Source organism: Pseudomonas sp. REP124 (assembly GCF_020164475.1).
Classification (GTDB): Bacteria; Pseudomonadota; Gammaproteobacteria; order Pseudomonadales; family Pseudomonadaceae; genus Aquipseudomonas.
In genome coordinates, this window is the sequence record NZ_JAIQWX010000254.1 from 1 (window position 1) to 4,337 (window position 4,337).

The following is a 4,337-nucleotide window of genomic DNA, read 5'->3' on the forward strand; positions in this document are numbered from 1 at the left end:
TCTTTTGGGGCCGCTTCGCAGCCCAGCGGGGGCAAGCCCCCTCGCCACAAGTATGTGTTCGGCTTAACTGACTGGCCTTAGGGCAAGCCCTCACCACAGGTTCGCGCACCATCCAAATGAGTGGAATGGCGTTTTGTGCACGTATTAAGTGCAACCCATGCGTCTTCCGCCATGTTAGGCCCGGACGTAGATTTGCGGTAGCTCCAATCGGGAGCCGCCACAAAGAGGGACACCCATGGAATCCACAGCAACCGCCACAGCAGATGCGCAACGAACCCGGTCAATCAGGTGGGCGCTGGTCAGCCTGTCGCTGTCGATGCTGCTGTCTTCCCTGGGCACCAGCATTGCCAACGTCGGCCTGCCGACACTGGCCCAGGTGTTCGACGCCTCCTTCCAGCAAGTGCAATGGGTCGTCCTTGCCTACCTGCTGGCCATTACCACACTGATAGTCAGCGTCGGCCGGCTGGGCGATCTGGTCGGTCGACGGCGGTTGCTGTTGTCCGGCATCGGCCTGTTCACCGTCGCATCGGCCCTGTGCGGGTTGTCGCCGAGCCTGGAACTGTTGATCGGCGCACGGGCGCTGCAAGGGTTGGGCGCGGCGATCATGATGGCGCTGACCCTGGCCTTCGTCGGCGAGACGGTACCCAAGGACAGGACCGGCAGCGCGATGGGACTGCTAGGCACCATGTCCGCTATCGGCACGGCGATGGGGCCGTCGCTGGGTGGCTTGCTGATCGGCGAGTTCGGCTGGCGGGGGATTTTCCTGATCACCGTGCCCTTGGGTTTGCTGACGTTGCTGCTCGCCCAGCGCTATTTGCCTGCCGATCAACATAAAGCAAAAAACACACAGGTGGCTTTCGACTCCTTCGGCACCCTGCTGCTGGCACTGACCCTCGCCGCCTACGCGCTGGCCATGACCCTTGGACGCGGGCAATTCGGCGTGCTCAATCTTGCGTTGATCCTGCTGGCGGGCGTTGGCGCCTGGATGTTCGTTCGGGTTGAACAGCGGGTCGCGGCGCCCTTGGTCCGGCTCGCGATGTTCCGCGATCGGCAGCTCAGCACCAGTCTGATCATGAGCCTGTTGGTGGCTACGGTGATGATGGGCACACTGGTGGTCGGGCCGTTCTATCTGTCCCAGACGCTCGGGCTGGGTGCGGTCGAGGCCGGGCTGGTGTTGTCGGTCGGGCCGTTGGTCGCCGCGCTGACCGGGGTGCCCGCGGGACGCGTCGCCGATCGTTTCGGCGCCCGGCGCATGACCCTTGCCGGCTTGCTCGTGATCGCCCTTGGCTGCCTGCTGCTGGCGGTGTTGCCGGCCAGCCTCGGTGTCGTCGGCTACATCGTGCCGATGGTGGTGATTACCTTGGGTTATGCGGTATTTCAGACGGCCAACAACACGCTGGTGATGGCGGATGTTCAGGCGCAGCAGCGAGGCGTGGTGTCGGGGTTGCTCAATCTGTCGCGCAACCTGGGGTTGATCACCGGGGCGTCGGCGTTGGGGGCGGTGTTTGCAGCCGCAGGTATGCGCGTGACCTTTGTCGTGGCGTTGGCGTTGATCGCCTTGGCCTGTTGTTGTGCCAGGCGACATTGATGTCGGATGTGCCGGCCTCTTCGCGGGCAAGCCCGCTCCCAAAGGTTCCGTGGTTCCCCGGAATCTTTGTTCCAACCACAGGACCTGTTGGAACAAGGCGTTTTTTGTATGAGCACGTAGCCGGCGGCGGGCGAGATAAAGCGGATACGCCCGCAAAAATTATTTTCAGATTCGCTGATACCTTTTTCGCGCTCGTTCGGTGTGTAGAGGAATTCTCATTATCCTTTGCATCCACAGGCATGCCGCATGACTTCCAGTTCTCCGCAGTTGCGCTCCAGAATCCGTCTCCCCCTGAACCTGCTGAGCCTGGCCATCGCCCTGAGCGCCATGGCGCCGGTTCACAGTGCGTTGGCCGCCGACGTCAATCAGACCGAAGCCACCCGCAGCTACAACATCGGCGCCGGCTCCCTGGCCAGTGTACTGGCGCAATTCGCCGCGCAGTCGGGCGTGCTGCTGTCGTTCGACACCAACCTGCTCAACGACCAGCAAAGCACCGGCCTGCAAGGCAACTACAGCGTGCAGTCCGGTTTCGCCCGCCTGCTGCAGGGTAGCGGGTTCTCGCTGATCAACACCGGTGCCGACAGCTACACCGTGGCGCCGCAGGTCGACAGCGGCACGGCGCTGGAACTGGGCGCGACCACGGTCAACGGCATCGCCGAGAATGCCGACACCTACGAAGGCGGCCAGGTCGCCAAGACCGCGCGCCTCGGGGTGTTGGGCAATCGCAGCATCAATGACGTGCCGTTCAGCGTGGTCAGCTACACCGCCAAGACCATCGAGGACCAGCAGGCGCGCACCGTGGGCGACGTGCTGCTCAACGATGCCTCGGTGCGCCAGTCGGCCGGCTTCGGCAACTTTTCCCAAGTGTTCACCATCCGTGGCCTGCCGCTGACGACCGACGACATCTCCTTCAACGGCCTGTACGGCGTGCTCCCCCGACAGATCATCACCACAGAGGCGCTGGAGCGAGTTGAACTGTTCAAAGGCCCGAACGCCTTCATCAACGGCGTGGCGCCGGGCGGCAGCGGCATTGGTGGCAGCGTCAACCTGGTGCCCAAGCGCGCCCAGGACACCCCGACCCGCAGCGTGACTCTGGATTACGCCAGCGACTCCCAGATCGGCGGGCATATCGATCTGGGCCAGCGTTTCGGTGAAGACAACCGCTTCGGCGCGCGGGTCAACCTCGCCAATCACGGTGGCGACACCGCCGTCGACGGCGAGTCCGAACACTCGCAGCTGATTGCCGTCGGCCTGGACTATCGCGGCGACCGCCTGCGTGTCTCCACCGATCTGGGCTACCAGAAACAGCGCATCAACAACGGCCGCTCCGTGGTTTACCCCAATGGCACCAAGGTCCCGCACGCCCCGTCGGCCAAGGACAACTACGCCCAGGACTGGACCTGGTCGGAGCTGGAAGACACCTACGGCATGGTCAACGCCGAGTACGACCTCAACGATAACTGGACGGCCTATGCCGGTGGCGGCGCCAAGCACACCCGGGAAAACGGCGAATATTCCTCGCTGTATGTCGGCAACGACGGCAGCGGCAAGGTCGGCTTTCTCTACTCGCCCCATGACGAAGACAACAAGAGCGCGATTGCCGGCTTGAACGGTCACTTCGACACCGGCCCGATCACCCACCAGATGAACTTCGGCCTGTCGGGCACCTGGGGCGAACAGCGCTCGGCGTTCGAGGCGATCCTGGTGGCCAACCGGGTCAACGGCAACCTGTACAACCCGGTGCAGGTGCCGCGCCCGACCAACACCTATTTCGGCAGCGACATCCACGACCCGCGCATCGTCGGCAAAAACCGCATCAAGAGTGCCGCCGTGTCCGACACCCTGGGCTTCATCGACGACCGCGTGCTGCTGACCCTCGGCGTGCGTCGCCAGACCATCGAAGTCGACGCCTGGAACACCACCAGCGGTGCGCGTAACGCCAACTACGAGGAGTCGATCACTACGCCGGTCTACGGTTTGGTGGTCAAGCCCTGGGAACACGTGTCGTTCTACGCCAACCGCATCGAAGGCCTGCAACAGGGTCCGACCGCACCCACCACCGGCGTGACCAACCCCGGCGAAGTCTTCGCTCCGAATCGCAGCAAGCAGACCGAGGCCGGGGTCAAGCTCGACTGGAACAGCTTCGGCGCGACTCTGGGTGTGTACCGCATCGAGATGCCCAACAACTCGACCTCGACTGTCCCGGGCAATCGCTTGGCAACCTTCAGCGTCGATGGCGAGCAGATCAACAAAGGTGTGGAACTGAACGTGTTCGGCGAACCGCTGGACGGCCTGCGGGTACTGGCCGGCGCGACCTGGATGGACACCGAACAGAAGAAAACCTCCAACGGCCTCAACGATGGTAATCGCGCCGCTGGCGTACCGCGCTTCCAGTACAACCTGGGGGCCGACTGGGATGTGCCGGGGATTCAGGGCGCCGCGCTCAACGGTCGTCTGTTGCGCACCGGTGGCGAATACGTCAACGCCGCCAACAGCTTGAGCATTCCGGCCTGGACTCGTGTGGATCTGGGTGCGCGTTATGGCTTCAAGGCGGACGACAAGTACATCACCCTGCGCGCCAACGTGGAGAACGTGGCGAACAAGGCGTATTGGTCTTCGGCTTCGACGGCGAACAACTACCTGACTCAGGGTGAGCCGCGGACGTTGAAGTTGTCGGCGACGGTGGATTTCTAAAACCCAACCTGCAATGCGACCTTGTGGCGAGGGGGCTTGCCCCCGTTGGACTGCG

At 63.3% G+C, this 4,337-nt stretch carries 2 protein-coding genes; both read left to right on the top strand.

Translation table 11 applies throughout. The features are described from left to right. Nucleotides 1-235 precede the first annotated feature (235 nt). Complete coding sequence (locus K9857_RS29760) at nucleotides 236-1,588, top strand: MFS transporter (protein ID WP_224542067.1); 1,353 nt, start codon at nucleotides 236-238, stop codon at nucleotides 1,586-1,588. Between the two features lie 246 nt (nucleotides 1,589-1,834). Continuing rightward, the gene (locus K9857_RS29765) at nucleotides 1,835-4,282 is read left to right on the top strand and encodes a TonB-dependent receptor (protein WP_224542069.1); all 2,448 of its coding nucleotides are present in this window, start codon (nucleotides 1,835-1,837) and stop codon (nucleotides 4,280-4,282) included. The last annotated feature ends 55 nt before the right edge of the window (nucleotides 4,283-4,337 follow it).

What these genes read in the sequence shown, in the direction of transcription:
- K9857_RS29760 (WP_224542067.1), top strand. Translation starts at nt 236, where the DNA reads ATGGAATCCACAGCAACCGCCACAGCAGATGCGCAACGAACCCGGTCA.
- K9857_RS29765 (WP_224542069.1), top strand. Translation starts at nt 1,835, where the DNA reads ATGACTTCCAGTTCTCCGCAGTTGCGCTCCAGAATCCGTCTCCCCCTG.